Annotated in this window: 14 protein-coding genes; 11 read left to right on the forward strand and 3 right to left on the reverse strand. The window is 70.5% G+C overall.

The annotated features are described in order from the left end of the window. Positions 1-10: 10 nt before the first annotated feature. Positions 11-2,929 carry a pPIWI_RE module domain-containing protein gene (locus ACVHNB_RS25305; RefSeq protein ID WP_456225974.1) on the forward strand — a complete coding sequence of 973 codons (2,919 nt, stop codon included), beginning with the start codon at positions 11-13 and terminating at the stop codon, positions 2,927-2,929. A gap of 1,039 nt (positions 2,930-3,968) precedes the next feature. On the opposite strand, the gene ACVHNB_RS25310 is transcribed toward ACVHNB_RS25305, so the two are convergent. Then, positions 3,969-4,391, reverse strand: coding sequence for a YjbQ family protein (locus ACVHNB_RS25310; RefSeq protein ID WP_456225975.1), 423 nt, complete (start codon positions 4,389-4,391; stop codon positions 3,969-3,971). Positions 4,392-4,536: 145 nt separating this feature from the next. Here ACVHNB_RS25310 and ACVHNB_RS25315 point away from each other — a divergent pair, with 145 nt between their 5' ends. From ACVHNB_RS25315 to ACVHNB_RS25340, 6 genes are all read left to right on the forward strand, one after another. Beyond that, positions 4,537-4,620, forward strand: a complete 84-nt coding sequence (locus tag ACVHNB_RS25315; protein ID WP_351373514.1) for a putative leader peptide — start codon at positions 4,537-4,539, stop codon at positions 4,618-4,620. Between the two features lie 117 nt (positions 4,621-4,737). Next, positions 4,738-5,616 (forward strand): ABC transporter permease, encoded by an 879-nt coding sequence (locus tag ACVHNB_RS25320; protein ID WP_456225976.1) that lies wholly within the window; start codon positions 4,738-4,740, stop codon positions 5,614-5,616. Continuing rightward, complete coding sequence (locus ACVHNB_RS25325) at positions 5,589-6,416, forward strand: ABC transporter ATP-binding protein (RefSeq protein WP_456225977.1); 828 nt, start codon at positions 5,589-5,591, stop codon at positions 6,414-6,416. The genes ACVHNB_RS25320 and ACVHNB_RS25325 overlap by 28 nt, the downstream gene beginning before the upstream one ends. 62 nt (positions 6,417-6,478) lie before the next feature. Continuing rightward, positions 6,479-7,534: an ABC transporter substrate-binding protein gene (locus ACVHNB_RS25330; RefSeq protein WP_456225978.1), complete on the forward strand. Its 1,056-nt coding sequence runs from the start codon at positions 6,479-6,481 to the stop codon at positions 7,532-7,534. A gap of 4 nt (positions 7,535-7,538) precedes the next feature. After that, positions 7,539-8,702 carry an LLM class flavin-dependent oxidoreductase gene (locus ACVHNB_RS25335; RefSeq protein WP_456225979.1) on the forward strand — a complete coding sequence of 388 codons (1,164 nt, stop codon included), beginning with the start codon at positions 7,539-7,541 and terminating at the stop codon, positions 8,700-8,702. A gap of 52 nt (positions 8,703-8,754) precedes the next feature. Continuing rightward, positions 8,755-9,867 (forward strand): NAD(P)-binding domain-containing protein, encoded by a 1,113-nt coding sequence (locus ACVHNB_RS25340; RefSeq protein ID WP_456225980.1) that lies wholly within the window; start codon positions 8,755-8,757, stop codon positions 9,865-9,867. Positions 9,868-9,918: 51 nt separating this feature from the next. Here ACVHNB_RS25340 and mltG read toward each other — a convergent pair whose 3' ends face one another. Together mltG and ACVHNB_RS25350 are read right to left on the reverse strand one after the other, a co-directional pair. Further along, positions 9,919-10,755: an endolytic transglycosylase MltG gene (mltG, locus tag ACVHNB_RS25345; protein ID WP_456225981.1), complete on the reverse strand. Its 837-nt coding sequence runs from the start codon at positions 10,753-10,755 to the stop codon at positions 9,919-9,921. Positions 10,756-10,922: 167 nt separating this feature from the next. Beyond that, positions 10,923-12,734, reverse strand: a complete 1,812-nt coding sequence (locus ACVHNB_RS25350) for an ABC transporter ATP-binding protein (protein WP_456225982.1) — start codon at positions 12,732-12,734, stop codon at positions 10,923-10,925. Between the two features lie 114 nt (positions 12,735-12,848). Between ACVHNB_RS25350 and ACVHNB_RS25355 the strand changes: the two genes are divergently transcribed. The 4 genes from ACVHNB_RS25355 to ACVHNB_RS25370 all read left to right on the forward strand — a co-directional run bounded on the left by ACVHNB_RS25355 (position 12,849) and on the right by ACVHNB_RS25370 (position 19,886). Then, positions 12,849-13,316, forward strand: coding sequence for a MarR family winged helix-turn-helix transcriptional regulator (locus ACVHNB_RS25355; RefSeq protein WP_456225983.1), 468 nt, complete (start codon positions 12,849-12,851; stop codon positions 13,314-13,316). 83 nt (positions 13,317-13,399) lie between these two features. Then, the gene (locus ACVHNB_RS25360) at positions 13,400-16,342 is read left to right on the forward strand and encodes an FAD-binding and (Fe-S)-binding domain-containing protein (RefSeq protein ID WP_456225984.1); all 2,943 of its coding nucleotides are present in this window, start codon (positions 13,400-13,402) and stop codon (positions 16,340-16,342) included. 517 nt (positions 16,343-16,859) lie between these two features. Beyond that, entirely contained in the window at positions 16,860-18,299 is a 1,440-nt protein-coding gene (locus ACVHNB_RS25365) for a Gfo/Idh/MocA family protein (RefSeq protein WP_456225985.1), read from the forward strand. 75 nt (positions 18,300-18,374) lie between these two features. Next, positions 18,375-19,886 (forward strand): ArnT family glycosyltransferase, encoded by a 1,512-nt coding sequence (locus tag ACVHNB_RS25370; RefSeq protein ID WP_456225986.1) that lies wholly within the window; start codon positions 18,375-18,377, stop codon positions 19,884-19,886. Positions 19,887-19,923 lie beyond the last annotated feature (37 nt).

Below are 19,923 nucleotides of genomic sequence, written 5' to 3' on the forward strand. Positions count from 1 at the left end.
GGACACCCTCATGGCTCAGCGCTACGACTCCATCCGGACCGCCTCCTCGCTGCCCGTCTCCCGCGACGCCTCGGCGACGGGGCGGTACCGGGCTCTGCCCTTTCCCGAACAGTGGCGCGGCCCGCTGCTCGCGCTGTGCGGCGCGGGCCGCGACAAACCGCTGGAGACGGTTCCCACCTTCCGCATGGATCAGGTGATCCAGGCACTCGCACCCGATGTACTGGTGCGCCCGCGCCCGTCCCGGTACCAGGACGAAGGCCCGGACTTCTGGCTGTACGCCCCGGAGGACATCCCAGATCCGCTGCCCGACACGGCTTTCCGGGCTCTCGTCGGAGCCTGGCTGAAGGATCTCCGTCCGGAGCGCGAGTACCGGTCGCTGCTGAACGAGACCAGGGACGCCCTGTTCGAGGACCCTCCCGAGTGGCAGGAGGGTGTGGAGGTGGAACTGCTGCGCTGCCCGACCACCCCCGGCGGTACGGCCGCCCCGGATCCGCGCCAGTTCCAGCTGACGACGGACTGGCTGGCCCGGCGGCTCCTCGGCAAACTGGAGCCATACGACTTCGGTGCGGGCCAGCTGCGTTTCCGCGCCATGCCACGCGGGCCCCGCGACCAGGGCGCCGAGCTGGTGTCGCAGGCGCTGGGGCACGAGGGCAGCCGGGGCACGGAGTGGTTCTCCGTCGTCCTGAACATCACCCTCCAGACGGTGCCGTTCGACCCGCTGCCCCGCTTCCACCTGCACACCCACATCCGGCGGTACGCCACCCGCGTAGGCGTCAAGTCGGAGCGGCTGTATCTGCCATACGGCCGCAGGAGCACGGTGCTGCTGCGGCCTCGTGTGCCGTGGCTGCCCGGAGCACCAGCGAGTGACCGGTTCGCGCTGGCTCGCCTCGGGTGGAACAAGGGCGGCCACGATTGGGTGGGCGGCGGCCCCGCCGGGATGCTGCGGAGCGTGTCGCTGGCCGAGTCGTTCCCCGACGCCGAGTCCGTTCTCACCGCCCCGGCCGAATGGCTGGAGGACGGGATGCGGGCCGCCGTCGTGCACAGCACCGCGATGGGGTCGCACGAGGTGGGCACCGGTCTGATGCCCGACCAGCGTTCGAGGATCGTCGAGTGGGCCGAAGAGGCACTGCCGGAGCAGTTGCGTCCGGCGCCCGCGCTGGTGCGCACCCGTCTGTCGGGGAGCACTCCCGCCAATCCGCGCCATGAACCGTCCGAGGCGGCGAAGAAGGCTGTGGAGGAACGGCAGCGGACGGAGGCCCGCCGGATGGGTGCCGCCTTCGCGCTGCGCTGCCTGGCCCCGGACGCGGACCCCGGTGAACTGCCCCTCCTGGAGGCCGGAGTGTTCTGGCAGACGCCCGACATGCGAGACACCGCGGTGGCAGCCCTGATCGCCCATCTGGACCTCAAGGGGGACGGAGGTGCGCCGGAGGACGCGGGTGCCTTCGACGGCACGGTCATGCTGGAGTGGCAGACTCCGGAGCTGACGGTACGGCTGCGTTGCCGCAAGCTCACCCGCTCGCTGGGCCACGACCTGACGCTGCCCGAAGGATCCCGGCACTCACGGGAGGTGGTGACCGCCGCACTCGGTGCCCGGCGCCGGGAGATGGCAGATTTCGTCTCAGAGGACGGGCCCGTTTCCCTTCCGTCCCTCGCACTGGTGGAGATCGACCGGGCCAAGGACTTCACCTCCCCAGACCACGACCCCAAGTTCGCTCTACGACTCGGTTGCGCGGACGCCGGTGTCCTCACCCAGTTCATGACCGTCCCGAAAAAGGCCAAGGGCTACAACAGCGAGAAGAACAAGGACTTCCGCGCAGCCAAGGCCTGGGACGACGGTCTGCGGCAGCTCGGCGTACGGATCCACCCCGAGCACAGTCTCGGCGAGCGGCTTCCCTCGGGGATGCGGTACGCGGCCGTATGGATGGTCCGCAAGAACCGCCGCAGCCGTACACGCTGGGCCGGGCATATGCCGGTCGCGGTGCTCGTCACCCCGGAGGTGTCCGGACAGGGCCTGGCACGGGTGGAGGGCTGGGACGACGAGGCACGGGCCTGGGTGCCGTATCCGGTGATGCTGCTGCGGCTGACCAAGCGCGCGGAAGTACCGGCCGCGGGCACAGTGCCCGCGCCGCGCGACGGCAGCAGTCCCGTCTCCCGCCCGTCGTGGTGGGGCGACATGGCCGAGCAGCGCCGGGCCGCCGAGGAATGGCTCCAGCGGGTACGCCGCTCCCTGCGGGGTACGCCGACGATGTTGCTGGCCCACGGGCAGAACATGCGCTCGCACTGGACCTGGCTGCAGGACAGCAAGACGATTGCCGACAAATTCCGTGACGGTCATGCTCCCGCCCGCCGTCTCGATCCGGACCTGCGCCTGGTGCGTGTGCGTACCTCACGCGGGCGGGAGACGGCGCAGTGGTGGGGAGTGAACCCGGACGGGGCGAACGGCCTCGCTGCCCATCTGTGGACGAACCCGGATACCGGCCCGGAGACGGCCCGCGCCTTCTGGTCCACCACACCGAAAGCTCGGACTTTCAAGCTGTCGGTGGCCGCCGACAAACTCGCCCCCCGGGTGAACACCAAGGGGAAGCTGACGGTTGACACCGACAAGGCCGCGTGGAATCCAGGCCTTGTGGAACTCACCGTCCTCGGTTGCCACACCGGGGACGGTGATTCTCCCGAGGCCCTTGCCCTCGCCGCGCATCAGCTGCGCCAGGCCCCCGATGTACCGGACGCACTGAGCCTGCCGCTGCCACTGCATCTCGCCGGTCTGGCGCAGGAGTATGTCCTGCCGACGCGCGCGGAAGAGGATCAGACCCCCTCGGTGGATTCTGCGGCCGATGCCGACCCGGACTCGGGGGCTGCCCCGGGGCTGGCGAAGGAACCGGAACCGCAGGACGAGCAGGAGCAGTTGTCCTTATTCCACGCGTCTTGAGACCAAACCGCCAGTGGGCGAAGGGGCTCGGGTAACGGCAAGCCATGCCCGCCAGCAGCTCCCGGGCCTTCTTCCCCCGACGATGGGGTCGTTCGTACTTCGGCTTGGCCACCTACGGCTTCAACCGGACGGTCGCCTCGATCACCAGCTCCGCCCGTTTGGCTTGTGCGCACCCCCGTTCCCACGTCCTGGCTCCCCCGCCGAGGGTTCGAACCTGCGGACTCCCGCAAATCGGGCGCCAGCGCCCGTGGCTGCCGCACAGGGCCCACGATGGCCGCACTGTCGGCGCACGTGGGCGCACCCCGGCCGCACGGCGCCCACCCCGACACCCCGGCACCCCGGCACCCCGTGACGCAGACCAGCCGGAAACCGCCCCAGCCACACTGACTCCCCATTCAGCACCCTCCAGCCCCGATCCAGCCATCGCACGAAGAACAACAGACGACTACATGTGACGAAACGTAAGATAATCCAGCATGAATCCACCTTCGCCCATTGGCACACCACGAGGCCGACCCCATCTGAGCTGCACATTTGCTAAATCACCGCATCCACGCTGCCGCGACCCTAAACCTTGAAGTGGAATGGTTGGTGCAGAGCTCCCGCCTGCGGAGACATGGTTTCTGGGGTGCCCATCCCAGCACGGGAGTTCCATCCCAGCACCACGCAGCTCAGTCGCCTCACCGGCCGCCCCTTGACCCGTCGCCCGGGTGCTAACGCCGGATCCAGTCAGCGCCTCAGTCGGGCCCGCCTCAATGAGGGGTGCCAGCCGCACCGCGTTCTGCAGGACCGTACGACAGCGACCCAGGCGCTCGGCAGCGGATGTCCGTAGATGTCGATCGTGGTCTTGACCGAACGGCGGCCCCGCCAGCGTGTGGGCAGCGATGAGCAGGTTGCGGTAGTCACGCCAGGTACCGATCGCCTTCCAGGAACGGTCGGCCCTAGGAACACTCAACCTCCCGCGAGGCCTTCATCGATCCGGGCGGCGTCTCGTTTGGTGTGGCCGGAAGTCGCCCCTACAGTGACGGCGTATGTGCTCCTACCCGAGGAACGACAACCGCACCTGACGGTTGTGATTCGAGACGTTCGTGTCCACCAGGCACACCGACTGCCACGTCCCCAGTTCCAGCCCACCCCCGACCACCGGCAACGTCGCATGCGGCGGTACGAACGCCGGCAGGACGTGGTCGCGGCCGTGGCCGGGGCTGCCGTGGCGGTGCTGCCAGCGGTTGTCCGCGGGCAGGAGGGTGTGCAGGGCCGCGAGAAGGTCGTCGTCGCTGCCGGCACCCGTCTCGATGACCGCGATGCCGGCCGTGGCGTGCGGCACGAAGAGGTTGAGCAGGCCGTCGCGGCCCTGAGCGGCTTCGCGGAGGAAGGACTCGCAGTCGCGGGTGAGGTCGACGACCCGCTCGGTGGAGCCGGTGGTGACGGTCAGGACTCGGGTCGTGAATTCGTCGGACATGGGCCTATTGTCGCCCCGAGCTGCCCGCCGCACGACCTTGGCCCCGGTCCCGATCACCCGTCCGCCGGACCGGAACATGAAATCCCCGGTCCACACGGTGAGACACCATTGACCGTGTGTCGACAAGCTGGCTACGTTCTCCGGCATGTTGCGTTCAGTCCTGCTCACCACGCGCGGTCACATCGACCTGCTGCGGGTGGCCTCCGCCGCGTGTCGTCGCGGCCACTGACGCCTTCTCGCACCACCTTCCGCTTTCTCCTGTCGCCCCGGCTGCCCCTCTGCGCCGGCGCGCCGTTGACGCGCGCCCGCTGACGTCGGGGCGCGCCCTCCCCTGCCGTGGAGTGCCATGAGCATCAGTCATGCCCCGCCCAAAGTTCCGGCGCCGGACATATCCGATTCGACGGATACCGCACCCCGCTCGCCCGAACTCGAGCCCCTCGTCCCCTCCTCCACTCGCCGCACCCGCGTCCCGCGCTGGCTGCGCCGCACCTCCGGCCCCCTCCTGCTGCTGCTCGTCTGGCAACTCCTCAGCTCCAGCGGGGTGTTGACGCCCGACGTGCTCGCCTCACCGGGCAAGATCGCGCAGGTCGGCCGGGATCTCGTCGTCGACGGTTCCCTGCCCGGCGCCATGGGCGTGTCCCTGCAACGCGTCGCCGTGGGCCTGCTGTTCGGCGTCGTCGTCGGCGTCGGGCTCGCGCTGGTGTCCGGGCTGTTCCGGATCGGCGAGGACCTGGTCGACGCCAGCGTGCAGATGCTGCGGACGGTGCCGTTCGTCGGGCTCATCCCGCTGTTCATCATCTGGTTCGGGATCGGCGAGGCCCCGAAGGTCGCCATCATCACGCTCGGCGTCTCCTTCCCGCTCTATCTGAACGTGTACGCGGGCATTCGCGGTGTCGACTCCCAACTCGTCGAAGCGGGTGAGTCGTTGGGGCTCAACCGGTGGGGCCTCGTACGCCACGTCGTACTGCCGGGGGCGCTGCCCGGCGCGATGACCGGACTCCGGTACTCACTCGGGATCGCCTGGCTCGCCCTGGTCTTCGCCGAGCAGATCAACGCGGACGCCGGGATCGGCTTCCTGATGGTGCAGGCGCGGGACTTCCTGCGCACCGACGTCATCGTCGTGTGCCTGATCGTCTACGCGTTCCTCGGCCTGCTCGCCGACTTCGTCGTCCGCTCCCTCGAAAGGCTGCTGCTGCAATGGCGACCGACGTTCACCGGCCGGTGACTCCCGCGACCGAAGGGCTCGCCGTACGCGTGGCGGGGCTCACTCGCTCCTTCGACGGACGAGCCGTCATCGACGACCTCCAACTCGACGTGCAGCCGGGCGAGTTCGTCGCGCTGCTCGGGCGCAGCGGCTGCGGAAAGTCCACCCTTCTGCGCATCCTCGCCGGGCTCGACCGGGACATCGAGGGGACCGTTCTCGTGCCGCGCCGCAAGGCGGTCGCGTTCCAGGCGCCGCGGCTCATGCCCTGGAAGCGGGTCTGGCGCAACGTACTGCTCGGACTGCCCGGCAAGCCCGAACGGGCCCTGGCCGAGAGGGCGTTGGACGAGGTCGGCCTGGAGCACCGGACGAACGCCTGGCCCAAGACGCTGTCCGGGGGCGAGGCCCAGCGCGCCTCGCTCGCCCGCGCCCTGGTGCGCGAGCCCGACCTGCTGCTGCTCGACGAGCCGTTCGGCGCCCTCGACGCGCTGACCAGGATCAAGGCTCAGCGCCTGGTCGACGAGTTGTGGCAGCGGCGGGGCTGCGCCGTCCTCCTGGTCACGCACGACGTCGAGGAGGCCGTGCTGCTGGCCGACCGGGTGCTCGTGATGGACGGCGGCGTCATCGCGTACGAGACGCGTGTCGATCTGGAGCGTCCTCGCGACATCACCGATCCGCGCTTCGCCGAACTGCGAGCCGAGCTGCTGCGGCGCCTCGGTGTCGAGCAGACCCATGAGACCCAGCGCACGGACCAGGCCCCGCAGGACGACCGCATCGACGGGGCCGAGACGCTCTCCTCCGTCGAGAAGCAGCCCGCGGCCTGATCCCGTCCCACCCCCTCACCCCTCCCGCGGACTCAACCACCCGCCCTTCGAACGGACTTGATATGCGACGCCCCCTCGGTTCCGCCCTGCCGGCCGCCGCCCTCCTGGTACCCCTCGCGCTGCTCCTCGGCGCCTGCTCCGCCTCACCCTCCGCCAGTACGAGCACCGCGGGCTCCGGCGGCGGCACCGACGGGAAAGGGTCCCTGACTCTCAACGTGGGTGACCAGAAGGGCGGTTCGGAAGCCGTACTGCGGGCCGCGGGCGAACTCGACGATCTCAACTACAAGATCCACTGGTCCACCTTCACCTCGGGCCCGCCCCTCCTCGAAGCCGTCAACGCCAAGGCCGTGGACATCGGCGGCGTCGGCAACACGCCGCCGGTCTTCGCGGCCGGCGCCGGCTCGAAGATCAAGGTCGTGGCGGCGAGCCACGGGACCGCGAAGGGCGACACGATCCTCGTGCCCGACGACTCACCGCTGAAGAAGCCGGCGGACCTGAAGGGCAAGTCGGTCGCCGTCGCCCAGGGGTCGTCCGCGCACTACCAACTCGTCGCGTCCCTGCGGAAGGCGGGGCTCGGCCTCAAGGACATCAAGGTCAAGTACCTCCAGCCGGCCGATGCGCTGGCCGCGTTCACCAGCGGCAAGGTCGACGCGTGGGCCATCTGGGACCCGTACACCTCGCAGGTGCTGCGCGGCGGGAAGGGCCGGGTGCTCACCGACGGCGACGGGCTCACCAATGGGCTCGCCTTCCAGGTCGCCTCCCCCACCGCCCTCGGCGACAAGAAGAAGACCGCCGCGATCAAGGACTATCTGGACCGGCTGCGCCGCGCCCAGGACTGGGTCTACAAGCACCCCGAGGAGTGGGCCAAGGTCTGGGCGAAGGACACAGGGCTCCCCTACGAGGTCGCGCTCGACGCGGTGAAGCGGACGAACGGCACCCGCGTGACCGTCGCCGTCGACAAGGCCGTGGTCGCCTCGGAGCAGCAGATCGCCGACGTCTTCTCCGAGTTGAAGCTGATCCCGGGCAAGGTCGACTTCGGCGACTTCGTCGACACGCGCTTCAACGGCGACCTGCCGGCCTCCTCCACCGCCCCCCGCACCTACGGCAAGGAGTCCTGAGACCATGACCGTTCACCTGCACTGGTTCCTGCCGACCGGCGGCGACGGCCGCACCCTCGTCGACCGGCACGCCTTCAGCGGCGGCGCGTCGGAGCGCACGCCCGGCCGGGCGATCGCCGGGGTACGCGCGCCCGACCTCGACTATCTCGTCCAAATAGCCAAGGCCGCGGAGCAGTTGGGATTCGAGGCGGTTCTCACGCCCACCGGGACGTGGTGCGAGGACGCGTGGCTGACGACCGTCGCCCTCGCCCAGCACACCCGGCGGCTCAAGTTCCTCGTGGCGTTCCGGCCCGGTGTCATCTCCCCCGTGCTGGCGGCCCAGATGGCATCGACGTATCAACGCCTCACGCAGGGAAGGCTGTTGCTCAACGTCGTCACCGGCGGCGACTCGGCCGAGCAGCGGCGCTACGGTGATCACCTCGATCACGACCGTCGCTACGCCCGCACCGACGAGTTCCTCTCCGTCGTGCGCGGGGTGTGGGGCGGGCAGCCGTACGACTTCGACGGCGAGCACTATCAGGTCGACGGCGGGTTCACCGCCCTGCCGCCCGACCCGCTGCCGCAGATCTTCTTCGGCGGTTCGTCGGCCGCCGCGGGGCCGGTCGCGGCGCGGCACACCGATGTGTATCTGACCTGGGGCGAGCCGCCGGAGCAGGTGAAGGAGAAGATCGACTGGATTCGGGCGCTCGCCGAGAAGGAGGGGCGCACGGTGCGGTTCGGCATCCGGCTGCACACCATCTCGCGCGACTCGGCGCAGGACGCCTGGGCGACGGCGAACCGGCTGCTCGACGACCTCTCCCCCGAGACGGTCGCCGCCGCGCAGGCCGCGCTCGGCCGCAGCGAGTCGGTGGGGCAGCAGCGGATGCTGGCGCTGCACGGCGGCACGCGCGAGGGGCTGGAGATCTCGCCGAACCTGTGGGCCGGGGTGGGCCTGGTGCGCGGCGGCGCCGGGACCGCCCTCGTGGGCAGTCACGCGGAGGTCGCCGACCGGATCGAGGAGTACCACGCGCTCGGCATCGAGCACTTCGTGCTCTCCGGCTATCCGCATCTGGAGGAGGCGTACTGGTTCGGGGAGGGCGTGATTCCCGATCTCGCGGCGCGCGGCCTCCTGCCGGCGGATGCGCCGGTCAGGGGTGGCGCTCCGCTGCTGGTGGCGGGCGGCCGCTGAGCGGGGCGCGGCGGGCGGGAAGATCTCGGACCCCGGTCGAGTTAGTAGAAACGTGAACGATATCGGGGCAGGAGACGGCACCGCCGCGGTGGGCGTCCGGCAGGTCGACGTGGTGGTCATCGGGGCCGGACAGGCCGGTCTGTCCGCCGCCCATCATCTGCGGCGGGTGGGGTTCGAGCCGGAGCGGGACTTCGTCGTCCTCGATCACGCACCCCGGCCGGGCGGTGCCTGGCAGTTCCGCTGGCCGTCGCTCACGTACGGCAAGGTCCACGGCATGCATGCGCTGCCGGGCCTGGAACTGACCGGGGCCGACCCGGCGCGGCCGTCGTCGGAGGTCATCGCCGAGTACTTCGACACGTACGAGAAGACCTTCGACCTGCGGGTGCGGCGCCCGGTCGAGGTGCGCCGGGTCCGCGAGGGCGACGGTGGGCGGCTGCTCGTCGAGACCTCGGACGGGGCCTGGTCGACCCGTGCCCTGATCAACGCGACGGGGACGTGGGACCGCCCGTTCTGGCCGCGCTATCCCGGTCAGGAGACGTTCCACGGGCGGCAGTTGCACACCGCACAGTACCCGGGTCCCGAGCAGTTCGCGGGACAGCGGGTCGTCGTCGTGGGCGGTGGGGCGTCCGGCACGCAACACCTCATGGAGATCGCCCCGTACGCGGCGGAGACGACGTGGGTGACGCGCCGCCCGCCGGTCTTCCGCGACGGCCCGTTCGACGAGAACTGGGGCCGGTCCGCTGTGGCCATGGTGGAGGACCGGGTACGGCAGGGACTCACGCCGCTGAGCGTGGTCTCGGTGACCGGGCTGCCGGTGAACGACGCGATCCGCGAGGCCCGGGCGAACGGTGTCCTCGATCGCCTTCCGATGTTCGACCGGATCACGCCGACGGGCGTGGCCTGGGACGACGGACGGGAGGTCGCGGCCGATGTGATCCTGTGGGCCACCGGGTTCCGGGCGGCGATCGACCATCTGGCGCCGTTGAAGCTACGGGAGCCCGGCGGCGGGATCCGGATGGAGGGCACCCGCGCGGCACTGGATCCGCGGGTGCATCTCGTGGGGTACGGGCCGTCGGCGAGCACGATCGGCGCGAACCGCGCGGGGCGGGCGGCTGTGCGCGACGTCCGGCGGCTGCTCGCCGGGCGCAGCCCGGTGGCGGTCTGACCATCCCCGGGGGCGCCTCCGCTGACCTCGCGCCCCCGGGGTCCGGGCCGCTCAGCCGTCCGTCTTGGCCTTGCCCTGGTTCTTGTTGAACTCCGCGACGTTGCGCTGCTGCTCGTCGTAGTCCGCGGTGAAGCGGGTGTCGCCCGGCTTGACCGTCACGAAGTAGAGCCAGTCGCCCTGCGTCGGGCTGACCGCCGCCTTGAGGGCCTGGTCGCCCGGGTTGCCGATCGGCGAGGGCGGCAGCCCCATGCGCGCATAGGTGTTGTACGGGTTGTCGACCTTGGTGTCCTTCGTGCTGGTGTCCAGCGTGGACCGGCCGAGCGCGTAGTTGATGGTGGAGTCCATCTGCAGGGGCATGCCGTGGTCGAGCCGGTTGTAGATGACACGGGCGACCTTGCCCATGTCCTCCTTGTTGTCGGCCTCGGCCTCGACGATGCTCGCGATGATGACGGTCTGGTACGGGTTGATGGCGTTCCGGTCGGCGCCCGCGGTGGTCTGGCTGCCGTTGAACCTCTTGGTGGCCGTGTTGACCATGTACGACAGCACGGTCTGCGGTGTCGACTTGGCGTCGAGGGGATAAGTCGCCGGAAAGAGGTAGCCCTCGGGGTTGCCGCCCGCGTCACCCGGAAGCTTGAGGCCCGCCTTCGGAACGACCTTCTTGGTGGTGCCGGCCGGGAGCTCGAGCGCCTTGTCGACGGCGTCGTAGACCTGGCCCGAGCGCCAGCCCTCCGGGATGACCAGGGAGGTCGGCCGTCCCTCGTCGCCGCCGGACACGGCCAGGGGAACCGCTACGGCGGTGGCCGCCACGACGGCCCCGGTCGCCATCAGGGCGACGCGCCCTCTGCGCGTGAGTCGGATCGTGCTCCGTCGCGGAGTCTCGTTCAGCATGCGGGAACGGTAACCCGCACATCAGGGCATTCCCGGCATATCTTCATGTCGGACCGGACACCGGCCCCGGCTGGGCCAGCGCGCGGTGCGGCGGTGCGGCCACCCGGCCCAGGGCTCCCCTCAGGCTCCGCTCGCCGTTCCGCCCGGGGCGTCGCTCACGGCGCTCCTCAGGCCGCCTTCTCCAACTGGGCGTCGCGCCGGACCAGCGCCGCGTACCGTCCGTCGCCGTCGAGCAGCTCCTCGTGGGTGCCGCGCTCGGCTATCCGGCCGCCGTCCAGGACCACGATCTGGTCCGCTCCGCGGATCGTGGACAGGCGGTGGGCGATGGTGAGCGTGGTGCGGTCGGCCGACAGCGCGTCGATGGCTTCCTGCACCGCGTGCTCGGTGCGGGTGTCCAGGGCGCTGGTCGCCTCGTCCAGGATGAGGATCGGCGGGTCGCGCAGGATGGTGCGGGCGATGGCCAGGCGCTGCTTCTCGCCCCCGGAGAACCGGTGACCGCGCTCGCCGACCACGGTGTCGTAGCCATCGGGCAGGGCGGCTATGTGGTCGTGGATCTGGGCGGCTCTGGCCGCCGCGTGCAGCTCCTCGTCCGTGGCCTCGGGCTTGGCGAACCGGAGGTTGTCGGCGACCGAGGCGTGGAAGAGGTACGTCTCCTGCGAGACGACCCCGACGGCGCGCGCGAGGGTGTCGAAGTCCAGGTCGCGCACGTCGACCCCGTCGACCGTGACCCGGCCGCCCGTGACGTCGTACAGGCGCGGCACCAGATAGCTGAGCGTGGACTTGCCGGAGCCGGTGGGGCCGACCACGGCGAGGCTGCCGCCGGCGGGCACGGTGACGTCGATGCCGTCGAGGATCGGGCCCTGCCGGTCGTCGGCGTCGTAGCGGAACTCGACGCCCTCGAAGCGGACCTCGCCCTTGACGGTGTCGAGATGGATCGCGTCCTCCCGCTCGGTGATGTCGACGGGCAGGTCGAGGTACTCGAAGATGCGCTGGAACAGGGCGAGGGAGGTCTGGATCTGGACGCCGGTCTGCAGCAGGCTCACCGTCGGCCGGAACAGTCCCTGCTGGAGCGAGACGAACGCGACGAGCGTGCCGATGGAGACGCTCGGCCCGCCGAGTTGGAAGGCGATGCCGGCCGCCCAGTAGATGAACGCGGGCATGGCGGCCATGACGATGCTGATGACGGCCATGCGCCAGCGCCCCGCCATGTTGGACCGGACCTCGAGATCGACCAGCTGGTCCGACTCGTCGGCGAAGGACTTCGTGAGGGAGTCGGCGCGGCCCATGGTGCGGCCCAGCAGGATGCCGCTGACGGAGAGCGACTCGGTGACGGTCGCGGCCATCGCGGCCATCTGCTTCTGGCGCTGGGTGGCGATCTTCTTGCGCTCACGGCCGACGCGTCGGGCGATCCACACGAAGACCGGCAGCAGAAGCAGGGAGACGATCGTGAGGCGCCAGTCGAGGGCGACCATGGCGACGATCGTGGCGATGACGCTCGTCAGGTTCGAGACGAGGGACGTCGCGGTGGAGGTCACGGTCGCCTGCATACCGCCGATGTCGTTGGCGATGCGGGACTGGACCTCGCCGGTGCGGGTCTTGGTGAAGAAGGCGAGCGACATGCTCTGCAGCCGCCCGTACACGGCCGTGCGCAGATCGTGCATGACGCGCTGGCCGACGGTCGTCGAGATCAAGGTCTGCAGGACGCCGAAGACGCTCGTGACGACGGCGCTGAGGATCATGCCGAGGGCGAGCAGGCTGAGCAGCCCGGTGCGGCCCTGCGGGATGGCGACGTCAAGGATCTCCTTGAGCAGGAACGGCGTCGCGACCGTCACCAGCGAGGCGGCGCCGACGAGCAGGCCGACGAGGGCGAGCCGGGCGCGGTAGGGGCGGAAGAGGGACAGGATGCGGCGGATCTGCCGCGGCTGGCCCGATGCCTGGGCATCGGGAGGCGGCGTCCAGGTGATTTCGTCGCGGGGCATGGGCCTCCTAGGCGTGGGGAGAGCCCGGCGGACAGGGGCCGAGCTCGACTTTGAGGAGCATAGCTCATTGTTACCTATACTCACAATGCACAAAGTCCTGCTAATGTTCCCGGCATGAGTACCCCGGACGCCGACGGCTTCCTCGCCGAGCAGTTGCTGCGGCTGACCCGCCGCCTGCAACGCATCCAGAGACGCCAGCTGGAGCCGGTCGGGATCACGCCCGCGCAATCCCGGCTGCTGCGCACGCTGGTGCACTACGAGACGCCGCCGCGGATGGCCGATCTGGCGCAGCGCCTGGAGGTCGTGCCACGCGCCGTGACCAGCGTGGTGGACGGTCTGGAGGCCGGCGATCTGGTGCGCCGCGTGCCCGATCCGACCAACCGCCGGGTCATCCGGATCGAGCTGACCGACAAGGGCCGGGCCGCCCTTCGGGAGCTGCGCAGCGCGCGCCGTGCGGCGGCAGAGGAGATCCTGGCCCCATTGGACTCACAGCAGCGCGCACAGCTGACGGTCTTGCTGAACGCGTTGTTCGAGTCGCCGCGCGACATGAGAGCCGAGTCGCCGCGCGACCACGAGAACTGACCGGACCGCCCGGCGGAACGAACAGCACCACAGCACGAAACAGCACCACAGCACGTAACAGAACGACGAGAGGCGAGAGTCCCATGCCGCTGCTGGAGCCGAAGCCGGAAGCCCTGCGTCCCGGGACCCGCCCGTCGGGTCCCGCGCCCGACCGGGTCACGGACGGACAGGCGGGCGGCACCCCCGAGCCGCTGCGCTCGGAGCTGACGCGGCTGCTGGGCGCGGACAAGGTCCTCACCAAGGTCTCGGACCTCGTCCGCTACGCCTCGGACGCGAGCCCGTACCGGTTCGTGCCGCAGGTCGTGGTGGTCGCCGAGGACATCGACGACGTGTCGGCCGTGCTGTCGTACGCGCACGGCAAGGGCCGCGAGGTCGTCTTCCGCGCGGCGGGCACGTCGCTGAACGGGCAGGCGCAGGGCGAGGACATCCTGGTGGACGTCCGCAGGTTCTGGGCGGGCGTCGAGGTCCTGGGCGACGGCTCACAGGCGCGCATCGGCCCCGGCACCACCATCGTGCGGGCCAATGCCACGCTGGCCCGGCACGGACGGGTGCTCGGCCCCGACCCGGCGAGCGCGATCGCCTGCACGATCGGCGGCGTGGTGGCGAACAACGCGTCGGGGATGACCGCGGGCACCACTCGGAACTCGTACCGGACCCTCGCCTCGCTCACGTTCGTCCTGCCGTCCGGCACGGTCGTGGACACCGCGGACCCGGCGGCGGACGAGGATCTCGCGCACGCCGAGCCCGCCCTGTGCGAGGGCCTGCTGGCGATCAAGCGGGAGATCGAGGCGGACGCGGAGCTGACGCGCCGGATCCGCGCCAAGTACGAGATCAAGAACACGAACGGATACCGGCTCGACGCCTTCCTCGACGGCACGACACCGGTCGAGATCCTGCGTGGCCTGATGGTCGGCTCGGAGGGCACCTTCGGGTTCATCTCCGAAGTCGTCTTCGACACCCTGCCGTTGGACCGGCACGTCTCCACGGCGCTGCTGTTCTTCCCGTCGCTGCCCGCGGCCGCCGCGGCGGTGCCCCTCTTCAACGAGGCGGGGGCACTGGCCGTGGAGCTGATGGACGGCAACACCCTGCGCGCCTCGGTCAGCGTGCAGGGTGTGCCGCAGGACTGGGCGCAGCTGCCGAAGGAGACCACGGCGCTCCTCGTGGAGTTCCGCGCGCCCGACGAGGAGCGGCAGGCCGCCTATGAGGAAGAGGCCGCGAAGGCGCTGGAGGGGCTCGACCTCGTGGCACCCGTCGCCTCGGTGACCAACGCGTTCACGCGGGACGCGAAGACGATCGGGGGCTACTGGAAGGCCCGCAAGGCGTTCGTGACGGCGGTCGGCGGCTCGCGCCCGTCGGGGACCACGCTCATCACGGAGGATTTCGCGGTGCCGCCGTCGCAGCTCGCCGAGGCCTGCGAAGCGCTCCTCGAACTGCAGACGCGGCACGGTTTCGACGCGGCCGTGGCAGGTCACGCCGCGCACGGCAATCTGCACTTCCTTCTGGCCTTCGACGCGGCCAAGCCGTCGGACGTGGACCGGTACGCGGCCTTCATGGACGACTTCTGCCGGCTGACGGTGGAGCGGTTCGACGGATCCCTGAAGGCCGAGCACGCCACCGGCCGCAACATCGCACCGTTCCTGGAGCTCGAATGGGGGCCCAGGGCGACGGAGTTGATGTGGCGCACGAAGCAGGTGATCGACCCGGACGGGGTTCTCGCGCCCCGTATCGTCCTCGACCGCGACCCGAAGGCCCATCTGCGCGGCCTGAAGACGATCCCGAAGGTGGAGCTGATCGCCGACCCGTGCATCGAGTGCGGTTTCTGCGAACCGACCTGCCCCAGCGAGGACCTGACCACGACGCCGCGTCAGCGCATCGTGCTGCGCCGCGAGATGATGCGCCAGCCGTCGGGCTCCCCGGTCGAGGACGAGCTGATCGACGCGTACGGATACGACGCGGTGGACACCTGCGCCGGGGACTCCACCTGCAAGCTGGCCTGCCCGGTCGGCATCGACACCGGAGCCTTCATGAAGGGCTTCCGGCACGCGCGCCACTCGCCGCGCGAGGAGAAGGTGGCCGCGCTCGCCGCGAAGAACTTCAAGGCCGTCGAGGCATCCGCGCGGCTCGCCGTCGCGGCCGCCGAAAAGATCGGCGACGGACTGCTCACCTCCGTGACGACGGCTGCCCGTAAGGCGGTTCGGCCGGACCTGGTGCCCGAGTGGCTGCCGGAGGTCCCGGGCGCGGCCGCACGCAAGCTGCCGCGCACCGCGCGCGTGGGTGCGACAGCCGTGTACTACCCGGCCTGTGTGAACCGCATCTTCGGCACCCCCGGCGACGTGTCGCTCCCCCAAGCCGTCGTCGCGGTCTCCGCGCGCGCGGGAAAGCCGGTGTGGATCCCGGCTGACGTGGCGGGCACGTGCTGCGCCACGATCTGGCACTCCAAGGGTTACGACGAAGGCAACACGGTCATGGCGAACCGGATCGTCGAGGCGGCCTGGGGCTGGACCGCGGGCGGTCGCCTCCCGCTCGTCGTCGACGCGTCGTCCTGCACGCTCGGCATCGCGCACGAGGTGGTGCCGTATCTCACCGACGAGAACCGGGAGTTGCACGCGGAACTGACGATCGTCGACTCCCTCGTGTGGGCGGCCGAGGAACTGCTGCCGCGTCTCACGATCGAGCGGACGATCGGCTCTGCCGTGCTGCATCCCACGTGCTCCATGGAACACCTCGGCGACGTGGCCCAGTTGAAGGCGGTCGCCGAGGCCTGCGCGGACGAAGTGGTGATCCCGGACGACGCGGGCTGCTGCGCGTTCGCGGGCGACCGCGGCATGCTCCACAAGGAGCTGACCGAGTCCGCCACACACAAGGAGGCCGCGGAGGTCACGTCCCGCGCCTACGACGCGCATCTGTCGGCGAACCGGATGTGCGAGGTCGGCATGGACCACGCCACGGGCCGCTCCTACTACTCCGTACTGGTGGAGCTGGAGCGCGCGACCCGTCCCGCGACGGGGGCACGCCGGCAGTCCTGACTCCGGACGGACCGCACCGGTCGGCACGGTGGATGCACTGGCAGGCGCCAGTGCGAGTACCGGTGCCAGTGCCGGTGCCGGTGCCAGTGCCAGTGCCAGTGCCAGTGCCAGTGCCAGTGCCAGTGCCAGCCTCAACGCCGACGGCGCCCGGGTAGACACCCTGGGCACCTGACGCCGTGACGCAGCCGGTCGCCAGCGCGCGTTGCCGGTACCGCCGGTGTCCGTCTCGACCGGCCCTGGATGCCGGATCTCGTGCTGAACCTGAACCTACGTGCGTGAACCGGGGGCCGCTTCAGGCCATTCCGGCGTTTGACCGCGCCGTCGATCCGTCGATCCGTCGATCCGTCGAGACGGTCGGTGCAGGACGGCCCGCCGGCTGCCTTCTGTCACGTGAGTCCAAAGGGTCGGTAAAGGAAGTCCAACTCTCCGACCACTTCCGCCCCTTGCGCCCCGGTCTCGGCCCCACCAAGGTGGCAAGCGCTTGCCAGGCACCGCACCCGCCAGCTTCGGAGGTCCGATGCACGACAACGACAACCAGCCCCTGGACGAGACCGGTCCCGACGGTCATTCCCGACGTGATGTGCTGCGCACCGCGGGTGTCGCGGGGGCGGCCGGGATCGGTCTCGCCGCGTTCGGCTCGGGCACGTCCCGCGCCGCGGAGCAGGCGCCCGTGCCCGTACAGGCCGCGGCCCAGGCGCCGGCCCGCCAGGGACGGACGATGGTCGGGGTGCCGTTCGAGCGGCGCTCCACGGTCCGCGTGGGGATCATCGGGCTCGGCAACCGCGGTGGCAGCATGATCGATCTGTTCCTGGCGGTACCGGGCGTGCAGGTCGTCGCGCTGTGCGACCCGGTGAAGGACAAGACGGCGAAGGCGGCGGCCAAGGTGACGGCCGCGGGCCAGCCGGCCCCGGCGACGTACACCAAGGGCGATCACGACTTCGAGAACCTCTGCAAGCGCGGGGACATCGACTTCGTGTACGCGGCGACGCCGTGGGACTGGCACTTCGAGATGGCGAAGACGGCGATGCTGAACGGCAAGCACGTCGGCGTCGAGTGTCCCATCGCGCTCCAGCTCGACCAGTTGTGGGAACTGGTGAACCTCTCCGAACGCACCCGTAGACACTGCATGCAGCTGGAGAACTGCTGCTACGGCCGCAATGAGATGCGCGTGCTGCGGATGGCCCACGCGGGCAAATTCGGTCAGCTGCTGCACGGGGCGGGGGCGTACAACCATGACCTGCGCGGTTTGATGTTCGACCCGGACTACTACGAAGGTCCTTGGCGCCGTCTGTGGCACACGCGGCTGCGCGGTGATCTGTACCCGAACCACGGCTTCGGGCCGGTCGCCAACTACATGGACATCAACCGGGGCGACCGCGCCACCCATATCTCCAGCTTCGGCACGCCGTCGCTCGGTCTCGCCGAGTACCGCGAGGCCAACATGCCCAAGGACGACCCGAGTTGGAAGGAGTCGTACATCGAGTCGGACCGCACGATCAGCCTGGTCCAGACGGCGAAGGGCCGTGTGATCCGTCTCGAGCACGACGTGAGCACCCCGCACCCGTATTCGCGGATCAATCAACTCGGCGGCACGAAGGGCGTGTTCGAGGACTATCCGGAGCGCATCTACATCGAGCCCGACCACACGAACGATGCCTGGGGCGACTTCGCGAAGTACGCCGACTGGGACCACTGGCTGTGGAAGGAGCACGCCAACCCGCCCGGCGGACACGGCGGCATGGACTACATCATGGTGTACCGCCTGATGCAGACGATGCGGCTCGGCCTCGTCCCCGACTTCGATGTGTACGACGCCGCGACCTGGACGTCCCCGGTCCCGCTGAGCCACCTCTCCATCAAGGCGAAGGGCGCGCCGCAGCAGATCCCCGACTTCACGCGCGGCGAGTGGCGCGAGAAGCGCGGCGGCGTCGACTCGGAGAAGCCCGCCGAGGAGTGACCCGCAGGACGCGGGGCCTCGACCGCTTCCCGTGCCGCCAGTACGCTCCCGGCGCACCGGGGGAAGGCGGGGGACATGGGCGAGGACACCGCGCGGTCGGAGCGGGACAGATCGACGCTCGCAGTGATCGCCTTGCGCCCGCTGCTGTGCGCGGTCGCCGCGTATGCGGGGGTGCTGACGCTGCTGTCGGGGCGTTACGGCTACCACCGCGACGAGTTGTACTTCGTCGCCGCCGGCCGCCGACTCGCCTGGGGCTACGTCGATCAGCCGCCGCTCACGCCACTGCTGGCCCGCGCCTCCAGCGCCGTCTTCGGTGACGAGCCGGCCGGGCTGCGGGTGGCCGCGACGCTCGCCGCGGCGGCGACCGTGCTCGTGGTGGCGCTGATGGCACGGGAGTTGGGCGGTGGGCGCGGCGCCCAACTCCTCGCGGCCCTGCTCACGGCGCTCGGCGCGCAGGTGCTGGCGGTCGGCCACATGGTGTCCACGGCGACGTTCGACCTGCTGGTGTGGGTGACCGTGAGCTGGCTCGTTCTGCGGGTGCTGCGCACCGGGGACGGGCGCTGGTGGCTCGCGGTGGGCGCGGTCACGGGGATCGGCGTGCAGAACAAGTACCTGGTCGTGCTGCTCGTCGGCGTGCTGCTCGTGGCGATCGGCGGCGTGGGGCCGCGCGCGGTGTGGCGCAGTGCTTGGTTCCTGGCCGGCTGCGCCGTGGCGCTCGCGCTGGCGGCGCCGACTCTGTGGTGGCAGGCGACGCACGGCTGGCCGCAGTTCACGGTGGCCCGCGGCATCAGCGAGGACGACGGAGCGGAGAATCGCGCCCTGCTCGTGCCGCAGCAACTCGTCTATCTCTCCCCGCTGTTCGTGCCGGTGTGGGTCGCCGGGTGGCTGCGGTTGTGGCACGGCACGCGGCTGCGGTGGGCGCGCGCGTTCGCGGTCGCGTATCCGCTGCTGTGTGCCGTGGTGCTGGCCCTCGGCGGCAAGGGGTACTACACGGTGCCGCTCCTCGTGGTCCTGCTCGCCGCGGGGTGCGAGCCTGCGCTGCGGTGGGCACGGGCCGGGCGGGCGCGGCGGGCGCTGCTCGTGGCGGCCGTGGCCGTGTCCGCCGCGCTCCACGCTCTGATCACCCTGCCTGTGCTGCCGCCCGCCGCGCTGGCCGTGCCGATGGCCCTCAACAAGGAGCAGGGCGAGCAGCTCGGCTGGCCCCAACTGGCCGACGTGGCACGCCAGGGGTGGACGCGGATCCCGGCAGCCGAACGCCGGCGAGCCGTCATCCTCACCAGCAACTACGGCGAAGCGGGCGCCCTGGAACGGTACGGTCCCGCGCGCGGGCTGCCCGCCCCGTACTCGGGCCATATGAGCTACGCCGACTGGGGGCCGCCGCCCGACTCCGCGGACGGGCCCGTCCTGCTCGTCCGGCCGGACGACGCCTCCGGCATCGAGCGGTACTTCACCGGCTGCCGCACAGCCGCTCACATCGACAACGGCCACGACGTGGACAACGAGGAACAGGGCGCGGCGGTCGTCCTGTGCGCCGGACCGGCGCAGAAGTGGTCGGCTCTGTGGCCGTCACTGCGCCACGCCTACTGACCTACTCACGCCTACTGACCTACTGATGAGGTCGGCC

Source organism: Streptomyces sp. YJ-C3 (assembly GCF_053891275.1).